The organism is Winogradskyella sp. 266wxhm (assembly GCF_058964685.1).
Genome location: NZ_CM179559.1, coordinates 3679860 through 3703641, shown reverse-complemented (window position 1 = coordinate 3703641; position 23782 = coordinate 3679860). Strand labels below are relative to the sequence as shown.

The following is a 23782-nucleotide window of genomic DNA, read 5'->3' as shown; positions in this document are numbered from 1 at the left end:
CTAAAAGAAATTCAGCACAATGAAAAAAGTAAATATTGGTGGTGTACCAGAGCACTTTAATTTAGCATGGTACTTAACACTAAAGAATGGTGAATATAAAGCAGAAGACATTAACCTACGCTGGCATGATTATTATGGAGGAACAGGCGAAATGTGTAAAGGTTTGCGTAATGGAGATATTGATATAGCAGTAATTTTAACCGAAGGAATTATAGCAGATATAATAGATGGCAACCCATCAAAAATCGTTCAAACTTTTGTTGAGAGTCCTTTAATTTGGGGGATTCATGTTGCTAATAATTCAAAATTCAATACTATTGATGATATTAAAGGCACTAGAGCTGCCATAAGCAGATATGGTTCCGGCTCTCACCTTATGGCTTACGTCAATGCAAAAAATAACGATTGGGATTTAGAAAAGGATTTAAAATTTGAAGTCATCAAAAATCTCGATGGAGCTGTTAAAGGGTTAACAGAAGAAGACGCTGACTACTTCATGTGGGAGAAATTTACCACTAAACCTTTGGTAGACGATGGTACATTTAGAAGAATTGGTAACTGCCCTTCTCCTTGGCCTTGTTTTGTTATTGCTGTTAGACAAGAATTTATAGATAATAGTGAAGATGACCTTAAAGTTATTTTAGACATTATCAATAATACCACAGCAGATTTTAAATCTATTCCTAGCATTGACAAAACCATTGCTAACCGTTACGAGCAAGAAATAGAAGACGTTAAAGAGTGGTTGTCGTTAACCGAATGGTCACAAACCGTAATAGATAAGAAAACGATAAAAAACATCCAAAATCAACTTTTTGATTTAAATATTATTCCAGAAAAGATTGGTTATTCGGATTTGGTTCATGAAATTTAGAATTGCTCTAAAAACTTAGAGTAACAATAGTGTTATTAGTGTTTCCTAAAGGTTTTACAAATTATATAACTGTTAAAATTGGGTGGTTTTCAGCTATAACTTTCAGGATGTCAATTTTTTATTTAAATTTGTTATAGCTATGTTAAAGTAAATCAACTCATCAATCTATGGTCATTACAATTATATTGGTCCTATCCTCCTTAGTTGCTCTTAATTTTTTATTGTTAATCTTTAGTTGTAACAAAACTTCTAAAGTAGTTAAGAATAAGAAGCCTCGAGTTATTAAACAGAAGAAACCAACTACTGTAGTTTCCACTCAATTGCAGACTGGCCAACTTGCTCCAACAGGGAGTTAGTTTTACTAAAATGCTTATTACCAAACCAATAACCTCTATTGGCACTCAAAGGTGAAGGATGACCTGTTTCCAAAACAAAATGTTTCTCTGTATCAACTAATTTTTTCTTCTTTTTAGCAAATCCTCCCCAAAGCAAGAAAACTACATTATTTCTGTTATCACTAATAAGCTTAATAACAGCATCTGTAAATTGCTCCCAGCCCTTATTTTGATGACTTCCTGCTTGATGTGCTCTTACAGTCAAAGTTGCATTTAACAATAATACGCCTTGATCTGCCCAAGGCTCAAGATTTCCACTTTTAGGATAAGTTACACCCAAGTCTTGTTCTATTTCTTTGAAGATATTAATTAAAGATGGCGGATGAGCAATCCCTTCATTTACTGAGAAGCAAAGCCCATTAGCTTGACCGATGCCATGATAAGGATCTTGTCCTATAATAACAACTTTAACATCACCAAAATGACAATGGTTAAACGCATTAAATATCTCTGAACCTTTAGGAAAGCATTTGTGGGTGTTATACTCTTGTTTTACAAATTCAACTAAAGTTTTAAAATAAGGTTTATTGAATTCAGGTTCTAAATAGGGTTTCCAGCTTTGGTGAATATCTACGTTCATTACTCCATTAAAATTTATCAAAAATAGCAATTATAGAAGTAATGTAAAAAGTATAAAAACGTTAATTATAACTTAAGAGATCTGCATTAGGCATATCCTAACAATTAACTTAAATTTGCATCTCAAAATACGAAAGCGATAGATGATAAACATTCATGAAAAAACCTTAAAGGATTTAGAGTTTTTTACAGTTTTAAAACAAGTTAGCGAACATTGTTCTACCGAATTAGGTAGGGATGCTGCTTTGGGCATTCTACCATTTCCTACCGTAGAGCAAATTCAACTTGAATTGAAATATGTTAATGAATATCTGTCATCATTTCAAAATGAAAATAGAATTCCCAATCATGGATTTGATGCAATAACCAAAGAGCTAAAACTGTTAAAGATTGAAAACACTTATCTTGAAGTTCCAAGCTTACAAAAATTAGTGAGTATTTCTCTTACTGTTAATTCTATTTTAAAATTTCTAAAAAAGTTTGAAGAATACTATCCTAACCTCTACCAACAAAGTAATTCCATTGAGGTTACTACTGCTCTCATAGATCAAGTAGATGCAGTTGTTGATCGATTTGGTGAGATAAAGGATGATGCTTCACCTACACTTTCAGAGTTAAGAAAATCAATAAATCAACTCAAAACAAAGATTAATAGTAGCTTCACCTCTGCACTAAACACTTATCACAATCTAGATTATCTTGACGATATCCGCGAGTCTGTTGTAGATAACAAACGTGTTTTAGCTGTAAAAGCTATGTATCGTAGAAAAGTGAGAGGTGCTATAATGGGAGGTAGCAAAACAGGTAGTATTGTCTATATAGAACCGGAAACGACCTTACAATATTCTAGAGAGCTTAATAATTTAGAATATGAAGAAAAGGAAGAAGTTATTAAAATTCTAAAAGAACTCACAGACTTCATTCGTCTATTCTCACCACTTTTAAAAACCTATCAAGAGTTTTTAACCCAAATAGATATCATTTCAGCAAAAGCAAAATACGCTAATCGCATGGATGCTATTCTACCTGAAATCTCAGAAGAACGTCGTTTATTTTTACGAGATGCGTATCACCCACTACTTTATCTAAACAATAAAGCAAAAAACGAAGAGACCTATCCACAAACTATCTCTTTGGATAATGAAAGCCGCATTATAGTAATCTCTGGACCTAATGCTGGTGGAAAAAGTATCACATTAAAAACGGTTGGCTTGTTACAAGCTATGTTACAAAGTGGTATGCTTATTCCTGTCCATGAGCGTAGTAAGGTTTGTATTTTCGATAGAGTACTAAGTGATATTGGCGATAATCAATCTATAGAAAACCATTTAAGTACCTACAGCTATCGTCTAAAACAGATGAATTATTTCTTAAGAAAATGTAATAACAAAACATTGTTCTTAATTGATGAGTTTGGTACAGGTAGTGATCCTGAATTAGGTGGTGCTTTGGCAGAAACATTTTTAGAGGTGTTTTACGAACGCGGTGCTTTTGGTATTATCACAACCCACTACTCCAATTTAAAACTTTTAGCAAATGAGTTGCCTCATATGCAAAACGCCAATATGCTTTTTAACGAAAAAAGCTTAGAGCCCATGTACAAATTGGTAACAGGACAAGCTGGTAGTTCTTTTACTTTTGAAGTCGCACAAAAAAACGGCATTCCTTACAGTTTAATCAACAAATCAAAAAAGAAAATTGAACGCGGTAAAGTACGATTTGATGCTACAATTGCTAAACTTCAAAAAGAACGTAGTAAGCTCGAAAAAACCGAACGCTCTCTAAAAGAAAACGAAAAGAAAAAGCAGTCTGAAGCTGATAAACTTGAAGAAGTCAATGCTAAAGTTCAAAAGAAGCTAGAAAGTTTTCAAGAATTATATGACAGTAATCAACGTTTAATTTATCTGGGCCAAAAAGTTAATGATCTTTCTGAAAAATATTTTGAAAACAAAAGAAAGCGAGAGCTTATGGCTGAACTATTTCGTTTAGTTCAGATTGAAAATTCTAAACGAAAAAAAATATCGGCAAAACAAAAACGTGCTGAAAAAGCTAAGGAAACCAAAATAAAAAAGGAAGCCGAAAAGAAGGTTGAAGTCATTAGACAAAAGAAGAAAGAAGCTAAAAAAATAGAACAACAAAAACCTGAGCCACCTAAACCAGCTTTAAAAATCGGTGATAGAGTACGTATGCAAGATGGTAAAGCTGTTGGTAGTATTGACGCTATTGAAAAAGGAAAAGCTATAGTAAACTATGGCTTATTTACAACAAATGTTAGCTTAGATCTTTTGGAATTGGTGGAAGCTAAAAAAGTTTAACTTTATAGTATGAACGCTAAAGTCCCTGAGGATAAACAATTAATACTTTTTGATGGAGTCTGTAATCTATGTAACAGCAGTGTTTTGTATGTTATAAAAAGAGACAAAAAAGACCAATTCCTTTTTGCACCTCTACAAAGTGCTATTGGTAAAGAAATTATTGCACATTTTGGTGTAAATACAGATGCAGTAGATTCTATTTTGCTTTACAATCCAAAGAAAAGCTCATTAAAATATAAATCTTCTGCAGCGTTACATGTTGCTAAACATTTAGGTTTTCCAAATAATTTAATGACTATCTTTTTTATTGTACCGACTTTTATTAGAAATTGGGTTTATGATTATGTGGCCAAAAACCGATATCAATGGTATGGAAAAAAGGAATCTTGTATGATTCCTACACCAGAACTAAAGTCTAAATTTTTAGAATAGAAAAAGCCCTTTTAAAACAATTTAAAAGGGCTTTTCTAAATTAACAACTTACTTAAAACTAATTTTAAACAAAAAATTTAATTTCAATTCGTTTACTTTAGAGGGATATTAACGAATTGGTTAATAGCACATTTTTGTTGGTTCAAATTTATAAATGATTGCCTTCTTCAAATAAAAAATTCGATATAAGTCATTTATAACTGTTAAAATATGTTAACATGTAAAAAATACCCATGAGTTACATTTTTAACTAATTCATAAGCCGACTTCACTACTCTATATAATCATGTTACTCATTTATAGTTTAGTAATGGTAAATTCTCATATAGTTTTGGATAAAACCTAAATTTAAAGACATCATGAAAAACCAACAACTACTCTTTTTATTCTTTATCATATCCCAAATAGTAATAGGGCAGCAAAAAAGTAATATAACAGATGTTACAGTTTATTTAGATGGAGCGGAAATCAATAGAACATCGACTATAAATCTTAAATCTGGGACTACTGAATTTACTTTTAATGGGCTTTCACCACACATTGAAGAAAGTAGCATTCAAATTTCAGGCTTAAAAAATGCTTCTGTTTTATCTATCAATTATGGAATTAATTATCTATCCAAGCAAAAACAATCTGATTCTATAACAGCGTTGCAAGACCAAATGAAAGTTCTCGATACTAAAATTGAAAGTGAATACGAGCTAATCGCTGGTTATAACGAAGAGATAAGCCTTATTCAAAGCAATAAAAGATTGGGCAATGAAACCGAAGTGGTTAGTCTAGAACAATTAAAAAACTTCGCAACGTATTATCGAACTAGAATTACAGAGCTTAAAAAAGCAATCAACGTCTCTAATGCGAACATTGCTAAACATGAAGAAAATCAAAACGATTTAAGAAAACAACTTATTGAATTCAACGTTGAAGAAAAAATACAAACGGGTGAAATAACACTTAAGCTCAACAGTGACATCAATACCGCATTAGATTTAAACATCAGTTACAATATAAAAAATGCAGGTTGGTTTCCTATTTATGATTTAAAGGCAGAAAAAATAAACAGTCCTTTAAATCTTGAATATAAAGCCCATGTTTATCAGAGTTCTGGTTGTGATTGGGATAACGTGAATTTAGTGCTATCTACCAGCGATCCCAATACAAATAATGTTAAACCTATAGTCAATCCTAAATATCTCAATTTCATTAATCGCTATAGTAATTACCAATCGCAACGTGCTACAAAAAGCTATAATTACAAATACAATCCACTTGTAAAAACTGTATCTGGGGTTGTTACCTCTACTACTGATGGCTTACCATTACCTGGTGTAACTATTATAGAAAAAGGCACTTCTAATGGAACGCAAACCGATTTTGATGGTAATTATAGTTTGCAAACTACTTCAGGCAACACATTAGTATATTCTTATGTAGGTATGCAGACTGAAGAACTGCCAATTCATTCTAGTATTATGAATGTGGGTTTAAATGAGGATATACAGTCATTAGATGAAGTTGTAATTGTTGCTAATGGAAACAGACCGAACTCTAAATTTGCGCAAGCTCTTTCTGGTCAGGTAGCGGGATTAAATATAGTTAACAAAAATGGTCAACCAGGTGGTAATACTACAGTTAATTTAAGAGGTGTAGGATCTATTGACAGTAATAATGAACCTTTATTTATTGTAGATGGTATTCCTATTACATCAGATAAGTTTAATATAATTAGCACTGATGATATAGAAAGTTTACAAGTCTTAAAAGATGCAGGTGCTACATCGATATATGGGAATCGAGGTGCCAAAGGTGTTGTTGTTGTAACATTAAAGAACGGTTCAGAAAGTAAAATCAATTGCTTAGGAAATACCGTTGCAACAGGAATCACCAACACTCGTTTTGAAATCAATAAAAAATATTCTATACCTTCAGATGGAGACGTTACGGTTATTGAAATAGATAAATTTGATGTGCCTGCTAACTACAACTATTTTGCGGCACCTGTTCTTAATGAGAATGTTTTCTTAACAGCTAAAATTGGAAATTGGGAACAATACAATTTACTTCCTGCTGAAGCTAACGTCTATTTTGAAGGAAGCTATTCTGGAAAAACCAATATCAACCCAAGTGCTACAACAGATAGCCTAACAATCTCTCTTGGTGTAGACCCTAATATTGTGGTAAAGCGTACTCAGCTTAACGATTTTAAGAAAACCACATTTATTGGTAGCAATAAAGTTATTTACAAAGGTTACGAAATTGAAATTAAGAACAATAAACAATCTGATATTGAATTATCACTTTATGACCGCATTCCAATCAGTCAAAATAAAGACATAAAACTAGATGATATTGAAACAGGAAGTTCAGAATACGATGATGAAAAAGGGATCCTAAAATGGATACTAAACCTTAAACCAGGTGAAACAGAAACTGTAAAACATTCATATTCTATTAAATATCCAAAATATAAGCGGGTTAATCTATAGTATATTTTCAAAATGAACCTATCGAAGTCTAAAAAACGACTCGGTTTTTAAGATTCTTCGATTCGCTCTGAATGACAAAAAACTAAGCCTCAAAGCAAGATAATGACAGTTTGAGCCTAGCTTCCGTTAGCTGGGAATGAATCAAATTCTATAGAAAAGCATGTCTAACTTTTTAATAGTTCAGTTACACTGAAAGTTATAAAACATCAAGCTTTGAGGCTTTTATTTAAGTTTAAATTCTTCTTCTAAATTTCGACAAACGGAGTCGGTCAGACGTAATATTTATTTTAAACTTTTTAGAATAAAATCTAGATTTGGATTTGAATTATCATTTGTAATATAAGCATCCGTAAAATACTTTGGTGGTAAAGCCAAACCAAGCTTTTGCATTTTCTTTATGGTTGGAATATAATCCTGACTTACTTTTCCTGTTAACAACACACCTAAATCTTTTCCTTTTTTAGCGTATTTATAAACGTTTCTTAAACCTGAAAGGTAAAGATGATCTTTGGTAAAACCACCACCTCTATGCACGCGTAAGGTAATCGCAAATGCTTTATCTCTATTCAATTTATGCTGATTATGTAGCAAATGAAACGTATCACTAAAATCATAACCCTTGTTTAAACTATCTACAGCTATCACTCTAAAAGCTAACTCTTTTAAGCGCTCAATAGTTAAGCAATTACTCATAAATTCTGAATAAACTGCTAAACCTTCTTGTGTTTCTACATTATTAGGAAACCCGTTAGAAAACACCTTTAGTGGATGCGACAAACCGTTGAATGTGGTTACCATGTGGACACCAATTTCATGATTTGTCAATACTTTTAATTGATTTTTACTGTATTTATGGCTTTTTCGTAGTACTAAAGTTTGTGTATTATTCAGCACCATGGCTGCCGCAGAAAGATTATTCGATATTTTGATGTTATATTCAAAATCATAACGCTTAGAGAATTCATCAAAATAAGCTCTAGCTTCTTCAGCACTAAACATCGGAAGCATTTCCTCATTAAATTCAGAATCATCAAAACGTAAGATAAACTTAGCGTTTTCAATATCCTTTTCGGTTGGTGTTCCAAAGCTTTTTAAACTATTGAAATAAAACTTACGACCTTGACCAATAGTTTCAATACATTCAATTAAACCAGAATATTCATAGATAATGTCTTCATAAAGCTGTCTGATATCATCATCTTCAATGCGTTCTAATCGTTGTGAAAAAAATAAACGATGCAATTTATAACCGTTAAATCGCATTTTTGGGTACTTAAACTCTGGCTCGTAGTTATATTTTGAAGAATAAAATTTCTTTTTTTCTGAAGCTATATTTAACGGGTTAATGTAATTAAGCAGTTCAATATTTTTAACCAACCTATTGAGGTTAGCATCAATATCAAACAAATCATGAAACTCATCCGTTGCTTTAATTTGGGACATTAGTTTTTAAAATTTTTGTAAAATTCTGCTGCATGCTTTGGCAAAAGTATTTTAAGTTGTTCCTCTACTGTAGAAACTACTTCAGGATAAATGATCTGTTGATATTCATCACAATACACCTTTGCAATTTCGGTTGCCAAAACTAAGGTATTCTTGAAGTTATTGGTAATAAATTTTAAGAAATATCCATTACCTTGAAAGGTATCATTGACTTTTGCAGTTTGCTTAATGTTATGCGGAAATTTTATAGATTCCAAATAGCTTCTCCAACGTCCAACTTCATCTCCAAACCTATCGTTGTCAATATTAGAAGTTCCTAAATTCCATGTTGGCACTTCTCTATCCCAGCGTTTCCAGTTATAACTGTGCATGTCATAAACTACACAGACTCCAAATTTTTCTTCTAATTTAGATATAAGCGTTTCCACGACGTTGTAAAAACTCTGATGCTTTTTTAGACTTTTAGCTTTCTCTAATTCTGGTAATGGATTTTTCCAAAGTTGTTTTCCCCAAGCGGTATCGAAAACAGCATTTTCCGGATCACGATTTAAATCATATTCAAATCTAGAATTACATCCTGCAATGACTATAGGATGCGAAATAATCATGTTTTTAGTCTCAGGATCTTCCTCATACCATCTGTCGTATTCTGAATGTAGACAATTGTCCCAAAGGTCTTTTCTAAATTGATGACCATCATGCACTGCTGCACAAGCATAAGGTACGTATTCGTCTATCTTTAAAGTAAAGGAATAATCTTCAGCAACAGCATGAAAACACTGTTCGCTATTTATACATTCTATAATTTGTTGAACACTTAACTTTTCCATTAGAAACCGTAAATAAAATGAAACACTACAAGAATTTTATACAAAAAAAACAATACAAAGAGGGTTATAAAGACTATATAGAAAACTTTATATTTTGAAGGTTCTTTCACCTGCTCTGCAACTGTTGTTTTTGATAAACTATCGTGCAAACCTATTTTTCCTAAAAATGAAAATCCTTCAAAAGGAATCTTCCTGCTTAATGTTCTCCTTAAAATATTTAAGAAACTAACCGGTTTTTCTTCTAGACTTACCACGCTGGTTTGTGTTAAATATTTTGCGGGTGTTGCCTTAAACAAGGCTTCAAAAATTAAGTAGTACGTTGTGGTGAACACAAAAAAGACTATCCAACCAGCAATGTTCTCTCCAACTAAACTTTGAAAATCTTGTATTAAAGTACTAACATGGAAATCAAAAATATATTTAGAAAATATACTTAAAATCAAAAAGATATCTATAATGTGATGTGCTAATCTTTTCCATTTACTTGCTGGTTTCAATTGGAAAGTTTTGAAATCAGATAATTGATTTTCTTTGGACTGTATATATTCTAGCTCTGCCTTCCATGTCTTTAGATAGAAATAACACACATAAAACATAAATACTGCTTTTAATAAAAACAGTATTCCTAAAAAGCCTTTTACTTCAAAAAAGATAAACAATACATAAACTTGATACAAAAAGGATAAGATTGTAAACAGTGAGATAACACTTAGGCAAAACTGAATCACTTTTGTTTCTCTATAGTTTGATAATTTATATACTACTACAGAAATTATAAACAGTACATAAAATACAATGTCTAAGTAACTTATATAATAATAAGAACCACCTTCTAAATTACGTTTAAAAGTAAAGACTTCTAAATCAAAAAACTTAAGGTCTGAATAACTAAAATCAAAAAATAAATAGATCCACTTTATAAAACTATCTTGTTTAAAATTAAGTATATCTACAAATTGAAATAATAAACCTGAAATCGCTAAATAAAGTAAAATCCAAAAGGTGTTTTTTAAAAGCCAAGTATTAAGTTTATTCATTATAGCGTACTAAATAAGCGTTCTAAACTTTTAAGCATATTACGTTCATTAATATTGAATTTACCATCTGAAAAGAAAAGCGTTTTTATATCTGCCAATAATACTTCAATATCGTCCTTATCGTAATTGTGCTGTTTTAAACTCGTCATTATCTTTTTAATACCTTGATAATCGTTATCATTATCAAATTCGTCATGAATTTCTTGAAAGGTATTCATGTCCACTTTCTTAATGATAATGTTGCGTTCACGATTGTCTTCTTTAAAGTCAGAATTGGCAGCAAACAAAAGAATATATGCTACGAGTTCATCCCTTGTCCAGTGAATTGTTTTCATTTTATGCTTAGGTTAAAGTTCCATATTCTGTCCATGATCCATCATAGACCACAAGATTTTTATAATCACATAAAGTAGCCGCTAATGCTAATATACAGGCTGTAATGCCAGAGCCACAGCTAAATACTAATGTAGTTTGTTTTTTAAATATATGATCTAAAATAATCTTTAATTCGTTAACCGGTTTCAATGTATAACCATCAAATAAGTCCGTGTAAGGTAAATTTACTGAATTTGGAATAGTGCCTCGTCTCAAACCTTCACGAGGTTCATCTACTTTACATTGGAAGCGCTCACTGGAGCGTGCATCTATAATTAGAGCATCACTATTTTTAGAAAATTCACCAACACCATTAAAATCTGTCATTAAGTAAGAATTAAAATCAGCTTTAAAATTTCCTTTTTCAAAAATTACAGTTGAGTAGGATTCTATTTTATAACCTTGCACTTTCCACTCTGGCAGTCCTCCATCTAAAGCAGCAACAGTTTTAAATCCAAACGTTTTGAATAGCCACCAAGCTCTAGCACTAGAATAAATCCCTTTATCATCATAAACTACGACAATTGAATTTTTGTTGATTCCTAGACTTTGAGCTTCTTGTTCAAATTGTTCTTTAGAAGGTAACGTGCTTGGAAAAGGAGCTGACACATCGCTGAATTTTTGCTTTATGTCAAAAAATCTTGCATGTGGAATTCTTACTGAAGATGTATCGATGGATTTATTTATTGTAGCATCTAAAACAATTAATTCAGGTAAATCGATGTTTTCGTTCAACCATTGAACAGAAACAAGAGGTGTTTGAAATGGAATTGAATTCATCTATAATGAATTAAGCCTCATCAACTGTTTTTCGTAATCTTGCACGTCTATCAAAAGCCTGAAGTTGATCTAAAACCTTGCTTTCTAAAAAGTCGATAACTTTTTCTTCAACTTTAATTTTATTCTTATACACTTTATTGATATAAGTTATTCCACCAGGAGACATCACGTTGACCTCAACCAATTTACCGCCAATAACATCAATACCTACAAAATAAAGTCCATCCTTAACCAATTTAGGTCCTATTTGCTTACATAATGCCTTTTCGGCTTTGGTAAGATTGTGCTTTTGTACACTTCCTCCAGCAGATACGTTAGAGCGATGATCGTCAGTTCCAGGAACACGTTTCATAGCACCTACCGCTTCACCGTTTAGCATTAAAATTCTAACATCACCTTGATCTGCTCCTTCAATATAATCTTGAAGAATAACATAGTTTGACGTACCATCAGAATTAGAAATATAAAAATCTAACAATGAGTTGATATTGCTCATGGCCGATTTTTCAATAAGAATAACACCAGAACCACCAAAACCATTTAATGGTTTTATAATCATCTTGTCTGCCTTAGAATCTTTAATCTGTTTTACTAAATACCTTTTGTTCTTAGACACGTGTGTATTCGGTATAATGTTACTATGTGCATCACCAAAAGCAGCAGTGTAAAGCTTGTTATTTGCTTCACGCATACCTTGTAAAGAATTCACAATAAAAACATCATCCTTTACCGAATCCAAAAAGTTGAGCATAATTGGATCTAAAGGTGGATTTGCTCTAAAGAAAATAGCATCAAAACCAGCTAAAGGCAACATTTCTTCGCGAAGCTTTGCTTTATTATAGAATGCTTTTAAAGTTGGCGGAACTTTTTCCATTCTCCCAATAACATTACAAAATGCATTAGTGACACTATTTCTAATGGTAAGATTTGCTGGTGTACACATTGCTACACCATGACCTCGTTTTACGCACTCTTTTATGAGTGTTAAACTAGTGTCGTTTTCGGGATCGATTTGCTCCCAAGGATACATTATAAAGCAAATATTCATTCGTTATGATTTTGGTTAGTTACTATTGCAATCTTAAAAAGTAATATTTGAAGATATAAAAATTATGAATCTAAATCAAAAGTTTGTGTAGGGTTATCATGCTCACTGTAATCTAACATGTTTTCTCCATCTGCAATTATTGAGCATACTGTTGCATCTCCAGTAACATTAACCACAGTTCTAAACATATCCAAAATACGATCTACAGGAAAAATTATGGCTATCCAAGCAGGATTCAGACCTACCGAACTTAACACAATAATAAGCATAACTAAACCTGCACTAGGAACAGCTGCAGAACCTATAGATGCCAATGTTGCTGTTAACACAACCGTAACTTGTTGACCAATGGTTAAATCTATCATGTGCATTTGTGCCAAAAATATAACTGCGACAGCTTGATATAAACTCGTTCCATCCATATTTACCGTAGCACCAATAGGTAAAACAAAACTGCTAATTTTCTTATTGACTCCTAGGTTTTGTTCTACACACTCCATAGTTACCGGAAGTGTTGCAGCACTACTAGAAGTTGAAAAAGCTAAGGTTTGTGCTGGACTCATGGATTTAAAAAATCCTGTGTAAGGTATTTTCTTTACAAAAAGCTTTAGGATTAAAGGATAAGCCACAAAAATCATTAAAAGCAAACCTGCTAAAACAGTTAAAGAATACCAACTTAAACCTTTAAAAATCTCAACCACTTTACCAATGTCGTCGCCTGCCATTTTACTCACAACTCCGGCTAAAAGAGCAAATACAAAAAAAGGTGCTGCTTGCATAACAACATCAACCATTTTAAGAAAAACTTCATTGATGCCATCAACAAGATTTAAAACAGGAGCTGATTTTTCAGTAGGAATAAATAATAAACAGACACCAAAAAATATAGCGAAGAATATTATTTGAAGCATTAATCCATTATTAGATAATGAATAGAAAAAGTTACTAGGAACAATATCTATTAAAGGTTGAAGCGGTGTGGTTTGCTTTTGCTTATCTACCGTTTTCATTTTATCCGCAACTGCAGCATCTTGAAGCTCACTTTTTGATAATTCTGATATTTCTTGAGCACGTTCGAAAAATTCAGGATCTTTCAAATAATTGATTCCATCTTTTATTTCATAACCTTCAGCATCTGCCCATATTTCATAACTTATTCTATTATCAATTCTACTTTGTTCATCTATAAGTTTACCTGGTTTTACAATATTAACAAGCAATAAGCCGAGAGAAATGGCCATAACTGTTGTAACCAGATAGATTCCTAAAGTCTTTCCTCCCATTCTACCCAAACTTGAAGGATCACCAATATTTGCAACACCACTGATAATAGAAAACAACACTAAAGGAACAGCAATAAGCTTCAATAAGTTGATAAAAATAGTTCCGAAAGGATCAATCCAATTTATTGTAAATTGACTCCAGCCCATTGAACTTGATAATAAAGCCCAAATGATACCGAGAACCATTCCTATAATTATTTTCCAGTGTAATGCTAGTTTCTTCATAATATTTGCCGCAAAAGCGGTAATCTCTTAAGTTAATCGTTTATTTCCAATCGTTAGACTCTTGCCTACGGAGTAATATGTAATCTGCTAAAACCAAAGCAGCCATAGCTTCTACAATAGGTACAGCTCTTGGCACCACACAAGGATCATGTCTACCTTTACCTTGCATTTCAACGGTTTCACCTTTGCTATTTATAGTTTCCTGTTTTTGCAATGTGGTAGCAACAGGCTTAAAAGCAACTCTAAAGTAAATATCCATACCATTGCTTATGCCTCCTTGAATTCCGCCAGACAAATTGGTTTGCGTGGTTCCGTCTTCATTAAACTTATCGTTATGCTCACTGCCCATCATTTTTGCACCGCAAAAGCCACTTCCATATTCAAAACCTTTAACGGCGTTTATGGATAACATCGCTTTTCCTAATTCAGCATGAAGTTTATCAAAAACAGGTTCTCCCAAACCAACAGGAACATTCTGCAAAACGCAGGTTATAGTTCCTCCAATAGTGTCACCTTGTTTTTTTACTTCTTGTACTTTAGCAATCATCTTTTCAGCAGAAACTTCGTCCGGACAACGGATAATATTAGATTCAATCTTATCGAAATCTAAATCTTGATAAGGCTTATCTATAAAAATATCACCAACAGAAGACGTAAATGCATTAATTTTTATTAAAGACAACATCTGTTTAGCAATAGCACCTGCCACTACTCTACTTGCAGTCTCACGAGCTGAGCTTCGACCTCCACCTCTATAGTCTCTAACTCCGTATTTTTTATCGTAAGTATAATCGGCATGACTAGGACGATACACATCCTTGATATGCGAATAATCTTTTGATTTTTGATTGGTATTATGAATAACAAAACCTATAGGTGTTCCGGTTGTAATCCCTTCAAAAATCCCAGAATAAAACTCAACTGTATCAGGTTCCTTTCGTTGTGTAACAATTTTGGATTGTCCAGGTTTTCTTCTATCTAATTCGTGCTGTATGGCTTCAAGATTCAACTCAATTCCTGCAGGACAGCCATCAATAATTCCACCAATAGCTTTGCCGTGCGATTCACCAAAAGTGGTGAGTTTAAATAATTTCCCGAAGGTATTTCCTGCCATTCAAAGTGTATTTTACGCTAATGTAATTTTATTCTAACAGAAACAAAAACCGAATTAGAATTTTTGTCATATAGCTTCAATACTGAAAAGCACTTTTTTACATGATTTTTCTCATAACAATTTAATAACAGTTTACTCATAGTTAGTTAATTATAGCGTTACAGTTAGTTAATAGCAATACCTGTAATTTGCATCTATTGATTTATTGCCTTGAATTTAAAGAGAAAAGTAGAAATAGCAGTTATATCTGACGTTCATTTGGGGACTTTTGGTTGTCAAGCCAAACAGCTTCTTACCTATTTGAATAGTATTGAGCCTAAGAAATTGATTCTTAATGGTGATATAATTGACATTTGGCAGTTCAAAAAACGTTACTTTCCAAAGTCACATCTTAGCGTTATTAAAAAAATCATGGATTTTGCCGCCAATGGTACTGAAGTAATATACATTACTGGTAACCATGATGAAATGCTGAGGAAGTTCACAGATGCTGAGATTGGCAATATTTCCATAGTAAATAAACTAGTTTTGGATCTTGATGGGAAGAAAGCATGGTTTTTTCATGGAGACGTTTTTGATATTTCAATTCAAAATGCAAAATGGTTAGCCAAACTTGGCGGTTGGGGTTACGATTTATTAATATTATTAAATAGCGTAGTGAACTGGGGATTAGAAAAGCTTGGAAAAGAGCGTTATTCCCTTTCAAAACGCATCAAGAACAGTGTTAAAAGTGCTGTTAAATATATCAACGACTTTGAAAGTGTTGCTACGGATTTAGCCATAGAAAATGGTTATGATTATGTGGTTTGTGGCCATATCCATCAGCCTAAAATGCTGATAAAAGAAAATAAACATGGTAAAACCACTTACTTAAATTCTGGTGATTGGGTAGAAAACTTTACGGCTTTAGAATATCAGTTTAAACGCTGGAAAGTCTACAACTACAACAGTGATAAACTTTCTCCATTCTTTGCAGATGAAGAACTAAAAGATATGGATGTTAAGGACTTGATTGCTGCAATTACCATAGTAGAACAACCTAAAAAGCAAAAATCAAAGTAGAGCTTCTCTTAAAATTGAAATGGGATGTTTTGCTATTCTTCCTGTACCATCTTTAATTTGGTGTCTACAACTTGTTCCGTTAGCAGCTATAACAATAGCTTCTGATGATTTTCTAACGGCAGGAAATAAGGTTTGTTCACCGATTTGCATACTGACCTCGTAATGCTCTTTTTCATAGCCAAAACTACCAGCCATACCACAGCAACCACTTGGTATTATGGTGACTTTATAGTTCTCAGGAAGGTTTAGAATATCAAAGCTAGATTTCTGATTGGCTAAAGCCTTTTGATGGCAATGTCCATGAAATTTAATAACTTTAGTTTCTTGAGTAAATTGTTCTGAAGTTATATTACCTAATTCTATTTCCTTTTGAATAAATTCCTCAATTAGAAACGTCTTTTGAGCTATAGATTTAGCTGAACCTTTATCATCCGCTAATCTTAGATACTCATCTTTAAATGTTAAAATGGCTGAAGGTTCAATACCTATAAGAGGTGTCTTTTCTGAGATTAAATCTTTAAAAATTGAAACATTTTTATTGGCCCTTTTTTTTGCGTCAATCAAAAGCCCTTTTGATAGCATTGCTCTACCAGATTCAGCGTGGGAAATGATATTTACCTTATAATTTAAATGTTTCAAAAGTTGAATTGCATCAACACCGACTTCAGTATCAAGATGATTAGTAAACTCATCGTTAAACAAATAAACCTCTTTTATTATTTTTAATTCAATTTCTTGATTTTCAATTTCTTGAAATAATTTATATAAACTTTTTGTTGAAATTAAAGGCAAGCTTCGTTCTTTAGCAATTCCATTAAAAGATTTAATAATATTGCTAGTAAAACTATTAGAAAACATAAAGTTTGTCAACCTCGGAACTCGACTTGCATATTTATTGAACGTATTGTTATAAGCGAATAATTTCGTTCTTAAAGACACCCCATTTTCCTTTTGATAATGATACAAAAATTCAGCTTTTAGACTTGCCACATCTACACTACTTGGGCATTCACTAGCACAAGCTTTACAACTTAAACACAAATCGAAAACTTCCTTTAATTCGGTATGATTAAATTTATTGGAATTTTCGGAATTTGTTAAATATTCACGTAATGCATTGGCACGTGCTCTTGTGGTATCTTTTTCGTTTCGTGTTGCTCTGTAACTTGGACACATAACACCACCAAACTCTGGTAATTTTCTACAATCTCCAGAGCCATTACACTTTTCTGCTTCTCGAAGAATACCTTCTGAATTCGAAAAATCTAATACAGTTTCAATCTGCGGCTCAACTCTATCTGGCACGTACCTAAGGTTTTTATCCATTGGTAATGCCTCTACAATCTTCCCTGGGTTAAATATATTTTTAGGATCGAAGGCAGACTTTATTACTTTTAAAATCTCATAATTGTCATTACCAATCATCATCGGAATAAACTCTGCACGCACAATGCCATCACCATGCTCTCCCGACATAGAACCATTATATTTTTTTACCAATTTTGCGACTTCAGTTGTTATTTGCCTAAAGAGTTTTACATCACCAGACTGCTTCAAATCCAAAATTGGCCTTAAATGCAATTCACCAGCTCCTGCATGCGCATAATACACAGCATTCTGGTGAAACGAAGTCATTAATTCTGTGAATTCAGTAATATAATTATCTAAGTCCTCAAGAGCCACAGCAGTATCTTCAATACAAGCCACTGCTTTTTTATCACCAACCATGTTACCTAAAAGTCCTAAGCCAGCTTTCCGCAACTCTACAGCTTTATTCACATTATCTCCAAATAGTATTGGAGCTGCATAACTCATATTCAGAACTTCTACTGTTTCTTGAAATTTTGAAATTAGGTCTTTCAATTCTCCTTGAGAATTTGCACGAATTTCACACATTAAGATCGCTACCGGATTCCCAACTACAAAATCCCTGTTTTCTTGCTGGCTTTTATTATGCTTTGTTAAATTAAGGATACTATCATCCATCATTTCACAGGTATACAAATTATGCTGCATAACCACCTTTACCGCTTTAAGACATTTCGCTAGACTATCAAAATGAAGTGCTACCATAGCATTTTCCTCTGGTGGCAACTGATCTAATTGCAATGTTATTTCTGTAGTAAATGCTAGTGTACCTTCACTTCCTGCCAATAGTTTACACATATTAAACTTTGTTTCGGATGCAATGAATACCTCAGAATTTACTAATTCATCAATAGCATAGCCTGTATTTCTACGATGTATATTGGGTTTAGGAAAGTTTTCTTTGATTTGATGTTGTACCTCTTCGGTCTTTAATTCTTCATAAATAGTTTTGTAGATAGCACCTTCAAGCGTTTTGAGCTTTATCTTATCTTGAAATTCTTGCTTTGATATATTACAGAACTCAACTTCACTCCAATCACTTAAAATTGTCTTTATTGACAAAACCTTATCACTCGTTACTCCATATTGAATAGACGTTGTACCTGAAGAGTTATTGCCAACCATACCGCCAATCATACAACGATTAGATGTTGATGTATTTGGTCCAAAACACAATCCGTAAGGTTTTAGGAAATTATTCAATTCATCTCTAACCACACCAGGTTGCACTGTAACTGTTCTATCATTTTCATTAAAATCTAAAATTTTAGTAAAATGTTTAGATACATCTACAACAATACCTTCACCAACACATTGACCAGCTAATGATGTTCCTGCTGTTCTAGGAATTATTGACGTTTCATTCTCATTTGCAAACTCAATTAGCAACTTTATATCCTTATTTGTTTTAGGAATAGCAACAGCTAACGGCAATTTTCTATATACCGAAGCATCAGTCGCATACAGTTTTCTGGTTAAATCATCACAATGCAAATCACCTTCAAAATTGGTGCTTAGTTTTTGAAGTTTATCTGTTATTGGAGAGCGCATTTGTGTTAAAATTTGTCGGAAATGTGTTATAATATTATCTTAAAGTAAAATGTGCTAACTCAATTTTAACATAAATTTGCCGTTGTAGAATTAACAGTATTACTTGCTGTTTGAAATATAGAAATTAAAACTTTAAAACTTATGAGAAAATTATTTTTATTAAGTGCATTATTAATAGGTTTCACAACCGTAACCAGCGCACAAGAAATAGCTGATAACGCTATTGGGCTAAGAATTGGAGATAGTGACGGATTTGGAACTGAAATCTCCTACCAACGTGGACTTGGAGGAAACAATAGACTAGAACTAGATTTAGGACTTAGGAGTGGAAGTGATTATGACGGTTTTAAGTTAGCAGGATTATATCAATGGGTTTGGAACTTAGATGGTAACTTTAACTGGTACGCAGGTGCTGGTGGTGGTTTAGCGTCTTATAGCTTCGATAATGTACCTAGTGGTCGTGATGACAGCGAAACATTTGTATTTATAGCAGGTGATGTTGGTATTGAATACAACTTTGACATTCCACTAATCTTATCTTTAGATTTTAGACCTGAGTTAGGTTTCGGAGATGATTACTACGATAATGACGATCTAGATTTTGACATCGCATTAGGAATAAGATATCAATTTTAATTAGTTGAAATATATTATTTAAGACCACCTTATTCAAGGTGGTTTTTTTATTACTTTTAATACCATATGAAAGCACTAACTATTATTGGATTTGGACCTCGTGGACTCTATGCTTTAGAACGTCTTGTTTATCATTTAGCGATGAGAAAACAAGAGATCAATATTTTAGTTTTTGAAAGTAAAACAGAACTAGGCACAGGTGCGGCTTGGAACAAGGATCAACCAAATAGCAATCTTATAAATATAACAGAACGTGCCTTGGTAGACTTACCGTCAAGACCTAAAATTGTATATAGAAATACTATAATTCCACAGTTTCCTTCTTATCATCAATGGTGTGAATTCTCCCAAAATGAACTAGAGCCAGATACCTTTCCTCCTAGAAAAAAAGTGGGTAAATACCTTTCGGAACGCGCCAACTCAATAATTGATGTTTTAAAATCTAAATCAGGTTTTGAACTCTTTAAGACTTCCATTAAATCTATTGATTTAGAAAACAATAAACTAGCGCTATCATCAGACAATAAAGTTTGGAAAGTAGATGACGTGCTTTTAAGCATTGGTCATCAATCAACAAAAAATTCTGAACAGCTCAATGAATGGATTGAACATTCAAAATCAAACACTGAGATCAAAGTTTACGAGAATACATATCCAGTATCTCTATTTAAAGACATAAAGAACCAAACAAACATTTCAATTGGTATTAGAGGTTTTGGACTCTCTTTGATAGATGTAATGCGTTACCTTACCATAAACGATTTTGGTAATTTCAAAATCACAGATGATCAGACTTTTGAAACCTTATATTACAAAGTTAAAGATCAACAACTTCAAATTGTGCCTTTCTCTTTAGATGGTTTACCTCTAGTTCCAAAACCATTAAATGAACATATTGATAATTGGTACAAACCAACAGATGAAGAACTAGAATATTTTAAAACTTCAATTACTTCTGTAGCACAAACCAGCAAAAACTTTAATACTATTGACTTTTTGATAAAACCTATAGCTGAAATTAGCTCCAGAGTTTTTCTTGATTTAGGAGACAAAGCTGTAAGTCATAATTATGAAAAAAAGGAAATTGAATCCGTAGTATTGAATTGGTTACAAAACAAAGACCATCAACACCCAACACTACAAAACAACAATATCAGCACTTACAATCTTATTAAAAGTTATATTGAAATGGCTTTGGGTGAAACTAAAATCACTTTAGACTATTGTGTTGGTCAGGTTTGGCGACATTGCCAACCAACACTCTATGATGCTTTTTCTTATGCAAATCTAAAACCTGAAATCATAGAAGATGTGATTGCTCAAGACGAACAAAGTAAACGCTACTCTTATGGACCACCAATAGAAAGCATGCAACAACTATTGGCTTTGGTGGACGCTGGAATTTTAAATTTAAATTTTGTTAATAATCCAGATATTGAGCTAGAAAACCATGGTTGGCGACTTACCAATGAAAGTCAAGACCGCAAGAATGTAAACATAATGATTAATAGTGTTCTCGATTCTCCAAAACTATTGGAAGTGAATTCACCTTTAGTCACAAACCTTTTACAACACGATTTAATTTCACCAATACATTCTAAACTCGGTATAGAAACAGATGAAAATGCTTACGTTGAAACCGAAAACAAAAAGAATAAAGTCAACATTGCCGTTTTAGGTCGTTTAGCAAAAGGTAGTGTTATTGGTGTCGATGCAATTTTGGAATGTTTTGGATCTCGAATTGATAATTGGGCAAAAGCTTATTCTGAAAAGGTGTCAGAAAGTTAATCAGGCTGTTTTTCGCTTAAATATTTCCAATAGCGTTTTGGCACATGTCGTGTATGCAACTTCATGTTTTTTCGTGATTCTATATTGGTACTTTTAAAATAATCTTGCCATAACTTTTGAAATTCAAACTCTTCCTCTGAAAAATAATCGCTATCCGTTTTTGAAAAATTGAAACCAGAAGGCAGTTCAATATTCATGATTTCAGCATTTTCTAAGTCATAGTAAATACCATAAGCGCGCTTAATATCATAAATCAACCATTTTTGATCTGCGTATCGACTTTTAAAATGTTTAATGATAAGTGGCAACACATTAAAATCAGGTTCTATATTGGCAAAATAAATATGATCTTTAGTCAGTTTAAACCTTACAAATGCTTCCATTCTATGCTTTTCCCTTCCTACCATTTTTGCAATTTGAGCTACTTGTAAAATAGAAGGATGAGAATAATCTTTGTCGCTATTTATTCTTGAACTAAGAATATATCGAATAGCATCTAACATTATATTTTCAACACCTTCTCTTTCACTCAAAAAAGTATAGTACAATTGGTAACTACCTGTTCTGCTTGTTTTATTTTTAATGCCATTCCAAACACGATTGGCTTTTTCAGTTTCCGTTATAATATTTTCATTATCAGAAAATAATTGTGATTGCACAGAAAATTTATTCTTAATAGTTACATCCTTTAACTTATACTCATAGACATGAAAGACAGCACACAATAAGCCATCAAAAGTTCCGTCATATATTAAAGTTTTTGATTGCATCTATCCAAATAAACTCAATTGATTACTTAACGTTGTTCTATATTTACTATTTGAATTTTGTAAAATATAACCTTTAATTTTTTCAGAAGTCAAATCTCGTTTTTCAAACTGATTGCTGTCACAAACCATGAAGTATTTTGCTCTATTAAGTGCTACACCAATCTTTTTGAGGTGTTCCCAATTCAATCTTCTAAAGCGCCTTGCATTCAATATTTTATGAACCGATCGCATGCCCAGACCTGGAATTCTAGCCAACATACGTTTATCAGCAGTGTTGACATCTACAGGAAATTCATGTAAATTACGTAAAGCCCAACTCAATTTAGGATCTATGTCTAAGTCTAGGTGTTGGTGTTGTTCATTCAGAATTTCACTAACATCAAAACCATAAAATCGCATTAACCAATCAGTTTGATACAATCTATTTTCTCTAAGCATAGGCACTTCACTACCTATTTTAGGCAACCTATCATCATAACTTATTGGGACATAACCCGAATAGTAAACCCGTTTTAAATTAAAGTTTCTATAAAAATGATTTGAGGTTTGCATAATTTGAAAATCATTCTCTCCACTTGCTCCAATAATCATCTGTGTACTTTGTCCTGCAGGAGCATATTTTGGAGTGCTTCTTATGATTTTCTTTTCGGCTTTATATTGAATAATTTCATTTTTCACTTTAGCCATTGGTTTAATAAAATCCTCTCTATTCTTATCAGGAGCTAATTTTTTAAGACCAGATTCTGTTGGGATTTCAATATTCACACTCAATCGATCTGCATACAAACCTGCTTCTCGCATTAATTCATCAGAAGCTCCAGGAATAGATTTTAAATGAATGTAGCCATTGAAATTTTCCTCTTTTCGTAGTTTCTTCGCCACAGCTACCAAACGCTCCATTGTATAATCGGCATTTTTAAAAATCCCTGAACTTAAAAACAAGCCTTCGATGTAATTCCTGCGATAAAAATTAATAGTTAAATCCACCACTTCTTGAACCTTAAAAGCAGCACGCTTAATGTCATTACTTTTTCTAGTGACACAATAAGCACAATCGAAAATACAGTGGTTAGTTAGTAGAATTTTCAACAAAGACACACATCTGCCATCCTCAGTATAAGAATGACAAATTCCCATACCTGAAGAATCACCCAAACCTTTGTTAGTATTTGTTCTTTTACTTCCACTTGAAGAACATGAAACATCATACTTAGCAGCATCGGCTAAGATTTTAAGTTTTTCTTGTATACGCTGAAATGACAATTTGAGACTACTTTATTGAATAAATTTCTACCAACACAAAAATACTAACAATTATAGTTTTTTATTGCTGACATTTGTAGTAATCAAATGTTAAAGTATATCATAAAAACTGGTATAAAACTCTTGAA

Annotated in this window: 19 protein-coding genes; 7 read left to right on the top strand and 12 right to left on the bottom strand. The window is 32.6% G+C overall.

The window, feature by feature from the left end; translation table 11 throughout:
- Positions 1–19 precede the first annotated feature (19 nt).
- Positions 20–874: a substrate-binding domain-containing protein gene (locus tag AC2H4K_RS16760; protein WP_281139383.1), complete on the top strand. Its 855-nt coding sequence runs from the start codon at positions 20–22 to the stop codon at positions 872–874.
- A gap of 300 nt (positions 875–1174) precedes the next feature.
- Here AC2H4K_RS16760 and AC2H4K_RS16755 read toward each other — a convergent pair whose 3' ends face one another.
- Positions 1175–1849 carry a uracil-DNA glycosylase gene (locus tag AC2H4K_RS16755; RefSeq protein WP_281139384.1) on the bottom strand — a complete coding sequence of 225 codons (675 nt, stop codon included), beginning with the start codon at positions 1847–1849 and terminating at the stop codon, positions 1175–1177.
- A 142-nt stretch (positions 1850–1991) separates the two neighbouring features.
- On the opposite strand from AC2H4K_RS16755, the gene AC2H4K_RS16750 reads away from it, so the two are divergent.
- The 3 genes from AC2H4K_RS16750 (at position 1992) to AC2H4K_RS16740 (ending at position 7081) form a co-directional block, all read left to right on the top strand.
- On the top strand, positions 1992–4163 hold the full coding sequence (locus AC2H4K_RS16750) for an endonuclease MutS2 (protein WP_493742640.1): 2172 nt from the start codon (positions 1992–1994) through the stop codon (positions 4161–4163).
- Positions 4164–4172: 9 nt separating this feature from the next.
- A complete protein-coding gene (locus AC2H4K_RS16745; RefSeq protein WP_281139386.1) occupies positions 4173–4595 on the top strand; it encodes a thiol-disulfide oxidoreductase DCC family protein in 423 nt (140 codons plus the stop codon).
- A 359-nt stretch (positions 4596–4954) separates the two neighbouring features.
- Complete coding sequence (locus AC2H4K_RS16740; protein WP_493742639.1) at positions 4955–7081, top strand: DUF4139 domain-containing protein; 2127 nt, start codon at positions 4955–4957, stop codon at positions 7079–7081.
- A 282-nt stretch (positions 7082–7363) separates the two neighbouring features.
- Here the strand turns inward: AC2H4K_RS16740 and AC2H4K_RS16735 are convergent, their stop codons facing one another.
- The 8 genes from AC2H4K_RS16735 to aroC all read right to left on the bottom strand — a co-directional run bounded on the left by AC2H4K_RS16735 (position 7364) and on the right by aroC (position 15216).
- Positions 7364–8524 (bottom strand): peptidase MATCAP family protein, encoded by a 1161-nt coding sequence (locus tag AC2H4K_RS16735; RefSeq protein WP_281139388.1) that lies wholly within the window; start codon positions 8522–8524, stop codon positions 7364–7366.
- Entirely contained in the window at positions 8524–9354 is an 831-nt protein-coding gene (locus AC2H4K_RS16730) for an N-formylglutamate amidohydrolase (RefSeq protein WP_281139389.1), read from the bottom strand. The genes AC2H4K_RS16735 and AC2H4K_RS16730 overlap by 1 nt, the downstream gene beginning before the upstream one ends.
- A complete protein-coding gene (locus AC2H4K_RS16725; RefSeq protein ID WP_281139390.1) occupies positions 9354–10391 on the bottom strand; it encodes an RDD family protein in 1038 nt (345 codons plus the stop codon). Before AC2H4K_RS16725 ends, AC2H4K_RS16730 begins: the two co-directional genes overlap by 1 nt.
- A complete protein-coding gene (locus tag AC2H4K_RS16720; protein WP_281139391.1) occupies positions 10391–10726 on the bottom strand; it encodes a hypothetical protein in 336 nt (111 codons plus the stop codon). The genes AC2H4K_RS16725 and AC2H4K_RS16720 overlap by 1 nt, the downstream gene beginning before the upstream one ends.
- Before the next feature lie 7 nt (positions 10727–10733).
- Positions 10734–11546, bottom strand: a complete 813-nt coding sequence (locus AC2H4K_RS16715) for a sulfurtransferase (protein WP_281139392.1) — start codon at positions 11544–11546, stop codon at positions 10734–10736.
- Between the two features lie 10 nt (positions 11547–11556).
- Positions 11557–12594, bottom strand: a complete 1038-nt coding sequence (gshB, locus tag AC2H4K_RS16710; protein ID WP_281139393.1) for a glutathione synthase — start codon at positions 12592–12594, stop codon at positions 11557–11559.
- A 62-nt stretch (positions 12595–12656) separates the two neighbouring features.
- The gene (locus tag AC2H4K_RS16705) at positions 12657–14102 is read right to left on the bottom strand and encodes a dicarboxylate/amino acid:cation symporter (RefSeq protein ID WP_281139394.1); all 1446 of its coding nucleotides are present in this window, start codon (positions 14100–14102) and stop codon (positions 12657–12659) included.
- Between the two features lie 40 nt (positions 14103–14142).
- A complete protein-coding gene (gene aroC / locus AC2H4K_RS16700; RefSeq protein WP_281139395.1) occupies positions 14143–15216 on the bottom strand; it encodes a chorismate synthase in 1074 nt (357 codons plus the stop codon).
- A 210-nt stretch (positions 15217–15426) separates the two neighbouring features.
- Between aroC and AC2H4K_RS16695 the strand changes: the two genes are divergently transcribed.
- Positions 15427–16278 carry a UDP-2,3-diacylglucosamine diphosphatase gene (locus AC2H4K_RS16695; protein ID WP_281139396.1) on the top strand — a complete coding sequence of 284 codons (852 nt, stop codon included), beginning with the start codon at positions 15427–15429 and terminating at the stop codon, positions 16276–16278.
- Here AC2H4K_RS16695 and AC2H4K_RS16690 read toward each other — a convergent pair.
- Positions 16270–19197, bottom strand: a complete 2928-nt coding sequence (locus AC2H4K_RS16690) for an FAD-binding and (Fe-S)-binding domain-containing protein (RefSeq protein ID WP_281139397.1) — start codon at positions 19195–19197, stop codon at positions 16270–16272. The genes AC2H4K_RS16695 and AC2H4K_RS16690 overlap by 9 nt on opposite strands.
- A gap of 141 nt (positions 19198–19338) precedes the next feature.
- Here AC2H4K_RS16690 and AC2H4K_RS16685 point away from each other — a divergent pair, with 141 nt between their 5' ends.
- Together AC2H4K_RS16685 and AC2H4K_RS16680 are read left to right on the top strand one after the other, a co-directional pair.
- Entirely contained in the window at positions 19339–19833 is a 495-nt protein-coding gene (locus AC2H4K_RS16685) for a hypothetical protein (RefSeq protein ID WP_281139398.1), read from the top strand.
- A 66-nt stretch (positions 19834–19899) separates the two neighbouring features.
- Positions 19900–21621, top strand: a complete 1722-nt coding sequence (locus AC2H4K_RS16680; RefSeq protein WP_281139399.1) for an FAD/NAD(P)-binding protein — start codon at positions 19900–19902, stop codon at positions 21619–21621.
- On the opposite strand, the gene AC2H4K_RS16675 is transcribed toward AC2H4K_RS16680, so the two are convergent.
- Complete coding sequence (locus AC2H4K_RS16675) at positions 21618–22391, bottom strand: TIGR03915 family putative DNA repair protein (RefSeq protein WP_281139400.1); 774 nt, start codon at positions 22389–22391, stop codon at positions 21618–21620. The genes AC2H4K_RS16680 and AC2H4K_RS16675 overlap by 4 nt on opposite strands.
- Entirely contained in the window at positions 22392–23654 is a 1263-nt protein-coding gene (locus AC2H4K_RS16670; RefSeq protein ID WP_281139401.1) for a putative DNA modification/repair radical SAM protein, read from the bottom strand.
- Between the last annotated feature and the right edge of the window lie 128 nt (positions 23655–23782).

What these genes read in the sequence shown, in the direction of transcription:
- AC2H4K_RS16720 (WP_281139391.1), bottom strand. Translation starts at nt 10,726, where the DNA reads ATGAAAACAATTCACTGGACAAGGGATGAACTCGTAGCATATATTCTT.
- AC2H4K_RS16725 (WP_281139390.1), bottom strand. Translation starts at nt 10,391, where the DNA reads ATGAATAAACTTAATACTTGGCTTTTAAAAAACACCTTTTGGATTTTA.
- AC2H4K_RS16755 (WP_281139384.1), bottom strand. Translation starts at nt 1,849, where the DNA reads ATGAACGTAGATATTCACCAAAGCTGGAAACCCTATTTAGAACCTGAA.
- AC2H4K_RS16690 (WP_281139397.1), bottom strand. Translation starts at nt 19,197, where the DNA reads ATGCGCTCTCCAATAACAGATAAACTTCAAAAACTAAGCACCAATTTT.
- AC2H4K_RS16750 (WP_493742640.1), top strand. Translation starts at nt 1,992, where the DNA reads ATGATAAACATTCATGAAAAAACCTTAAAGGATTTAGAGTTTTTTACA.
- AC2H4K_RS16685 (WP_281139398.1), top strand. Translation starts at nt 19,339, where the DNA reads ATGAGAAAATTATTTTTATTAAGTGCATTATTAATAGGTTTCACAACC.
- AC2H4K_RS16760 (WP_281139383.1), top strand. Translation starts at nt 20, where the DNA reads ATGAAAAAAGTAAATATTGGTGGTGTACCAGAGCACTTTAATTTAGCA.
- AC2H4K_RS16675 (WP_281139400.1), bottom strand. Translation starts at nt 22,391, where the DNA reads ATGCAATCAAAAACTTTAATATATGACGGAACTTTTGATGGCTTATTG.
- AC2H4K_RS16735 (WP_281139388.1), bottom strand. Translation starts at nt 8,524, where the DNA reads ATGTCCCAAATTAAAGCAACGGATGAGTTTCATGATTTGTTTGATATT.
- AC2H4K_RS16730 (WP_281139389.1), bottom strand. Translation starts at nt 9,354, where the DNA reads ATGGAAAAGTTAAGTGTTCAACAAATTATAGAATGTATAAATAGCGAA.
- AC2H4K_RS16740 (WP_493742639.1), top strand. Translation starts at nt 4,955, where the DNA reads ATGAAAAACCAACAACTACTCTTTTTATTCTTTATCATATCCCAAATA.
- AC2H4K_RS16745 (WP_281139386.1), top strand. Translation starts at nt 4,173, where the DNA reads ATGAACGCTAAAGTCCCTGAGGATAAACAATTAATACTTTTTGATGGA.
- AC2H4K_RS16715 (WP_281139392.1), bottom strand. Translation starts at nt 11,546, where the DNA reads ATGAATTCAATTCCATTTCAAACACCTCTTGTTTCTGTTCAATGGTTG.
- AC2H4K_RS16680 (WP_281139399.1), top strand. Translation starts at nt 19,900, where the DNA reads ATGAAAGCACTAACTATTATTGGATTTGGACCTCGTGGACTCTATGCT.
- gshB (WP_281139393.1), bottom strand. Translation starts at nt 12,594, where the DNA reads ATGAATATTTGCTTTATAATGTATCCTTGGGAGCAAATCGATCCCGAA.
- AC2H4K_RS16705 (WP_281139394.1), bottom strand. Translation starts at nt 14,102, where the DNA reads ATGAAGAAACTAGCATTACACTGGAAAATAATTATAGGAATGGTTCTC.
- aroC (WP_281139395.1), bottom strand. Translation starts at nt 15,216, where the DNA reads ATGGCAGGAAATACCTTCGGGAAATTATTTAAACTCACCACTTTTGGT.